The organism is Corallococcus terminator, from assembly GCF_003611635.1.
GTDB lineage: Bacteria > Myxococcota > Myxococcia > Myxococcales > Myxococcaceae > Corallococcus > Corallococcus terminator.
The window spans coordinates 1-2,625 of the sequence record NZ_RAVZ01000595.1 but is presented as its reverse complement, the minus strand read 5'-3'; the positions used below and the strand labels follow the sequence as shown (position 1 = coordinate 2,625).

The window sequence follows — 2,625 nt, the reverse complement described above, 5'->3', positions numbered from 1 at the left end:
CCTCCTGGGGCCCGAAGCGCATGAAGTCGTTGCCGCAGACCAGACGCACGACGGCGCGGTGGGGGATGCACACGCCCTTGGGACGGCCCGTCGAGCCCGACGTGAACATCACGTACGCCAGGCTGTCTCCGTCCAGTCCGGGGACCTCGGGCGAGGACTCCGACTGCGACGCCAGTCCGGCGCGCCAGTCGGACTCCAGGCGAACGGTGGCGGGGAAGAGGGACGCGAGCGCGTCGGCGGACCGCGCCTGGGTGATGAGGAGGCTGGCGCCGACATCCTGGAGCATCAGTGCCAGACGCTCGCGGGGATGGGATGCGTCCACGGGGACGTAGGCGGCCCCGGCCTTGAGGATGGCGAGGACGGAGACGATGCGCTCGAAGGAGCGCTCCACGGAGAGCGCGACGCGGGAGCCGTGGCGGACCCCCAGCTCTCGCAGGTGCCACGCGAGCTGGTTCGAAAGCGTGTCGAGCTGGGAGTACGTCAGGTGCTCTTCGCCCTGCACGAGGGCGATGGCGTCCGGAGTGCGCGTGGCCTGACGCGAGAAGAGGGCGGACAGGGACGGCTCGCGGGGGTAGTCGCGCGCGGTGGCGTTCCAGTCGCCCAGCACGCGCTGGCGTTCAGGGCCGGTCAGCAGCGACACGCTGGCCAGCGGCGCGTCAGGCCGTTCACACACGGCGTCGAGCAGCACGCCGAGGTGCTCCATCATCCGCGCGACGGTGGAGGCGTCGAACAGATCCGTGCTGTAGGCCAGAGAGCCGGAGAAGCCATCGGCCGTCTCCTGGAGGCTGAGGTCCAGCTCGAACTTGGCGCTGGAGGTGTCGGCCTCCTGCGGACGCAGGCGCAGGCCGGGCAGCTCCAGTTCGCCCATGGGGGCGTTCTGGAGCGCGAAGATGACCTGGAAGAGGGGCGAGCGGCTCAGGTCGCGCTGGGGCTGGAGCTCCTCGACGAGCTTCTCGAAGGGGAGGTCCTGGTGCTCGTAGGCGGCCAGGGTGGAGCGCTTCACCTGGCGCAGCAGGGAGCGGAAGGAAGCGGAGGAGTCGATGCGCGAGCGCAGGACGAGGGAGTTGACGAAGAAGCCGATGAGGCCTTCGGTCTCCGCGCGGTTGCGGTTGGCGATGGGAGCGCCGACGCAGACATCGTCCTGGTTTGCGTAGCGGGAGAGCAGGAGTTGGAAGGAGGCCAGCAGCGCCATGAAGGGCGTGGCGCCTTCCTGTTGGGCCAGCGCCCGCACCCGGTCGGCCAGGGCCCGCGGCAGGTGCACGGGAAGCGAGGCGCCGCGGAAGGATTGGATGGTGGGACGAGGCCTGTCGGTGGGCAGCTCCAGGGCGGAGGGAGCGCCCGCGAGCTGGTGACGCCAGAAGTCGAGCTGAGCCTGGAGGACATCCCCCTGGAGCCACTGGCGCTGCCAGGAGGCGAAGTCGGCGTACTGCACCGGCAGTGGCGCGAGGGTGGGAGCTTCGCCGGAAGCGAAGGCGCGGTAGAGGGCGGCCAGCTCTCGCACCATCACGCCCATGGACCAGCCGTCCGAGACGATGTGGTGCAGCGTCAGGAGCAGGGCATGCCGCGTGGGCTCCAGCCGCAACAGGGTGGCCCGCATCACGGGACCGGTGGTCAGGTTGAACGGGCGCTGGGCTTCCTCGGAAGCCAGCCGCCGGGCCTCGTGCTCGCGGGCCTCGGGGGCCAGGTGCGTCAGGTCGATGACGGGCAGCGACGACAGCCCCGCCGTGTGGATGTGCTGGACGGGCGCGTCGCCCTGTCGCGGGAAGGTGGTGCGCAGCACTTCGTGGCGCTCCACCAGGGATTGCAGACCCTGTTCGAGCGCGCGCGTGTCCAGCGCACCCTCCAGCCATACGAGGCTGGGCACGTTGTAGAAGGCGCTGTCGGGCTGGAGCTGATCAAGGAACCACAGTCGCTGCTGCGCGAAGGACAGCGGCAGTGCCTGGGTGCGGAGGACTGGCGACAACGGGGGCGCGGAGGCGGCGCCGTGCGGGCGCAGGGCTTCCACGCGTGCGGCCAGCTCCGCGATGGTCGGGGCGGCGAAGAGGTCGCCCAGGGGCAACTCCACACCGCAGGCGGCGCGCACGCGGGAGACGATCTGCGTGGCCAGCAGTGAGTGGCCGCCCAGCTCGAAGAAGCTGTCGTGGATGCCGACCGTCTTCAGGCGCAGCACCTCCGCCCAGATGGCGGCGAGCTGCTGCTCGGTGGCGTTGCGCGGGGCGACGAAGCGCTCGGCGGAGGAGGTGGGTGCCTCCGGCGCGGGGAGGGCCTTGCGGTCGACCTTTGCGTTGGCGTTGAGGGGCAGGGCGTCCAGGAGGACGAAGGCCGCGGGGACCATGTACTCGGGCAGCTTCTGCTGGAGGTGTGCGCGCAGCTCGGTGGGAGAGACGTTGGAGGCGACGACGTAGGCGACGAGGCGCTTGTCGTCGGCGGAGTCCTCGCGGACGACGACGATGGCATCGCGCACGCCGGGGACGGAGCGCAGGACGGCTTCGACTTCACCGGGCTCGATGCGGAAACCGCGCAGCTTCACCTGGAAGTCGGTGCGGCCCAGGAAGTCGAGCGAGCCATCGGGCAGCCAGCGCACCTTGTCACCGGTGCGGTAGAGGCGGGCGCCCGGGGAGGAGC

General features: G+C 70.8%; 1 protein-coding gene. It reads right to left on the bottom strand.

Annotated features, from left to right (window positions below; genetic code table 11):
* A partial coding sequence (locus tag D7V88_RS40525; protein ID WP_147449110.1) for a condensation domain-containing protein occupies positions 1-2,625 on the bottom strand: 2,625 nt, incomplete at both ends.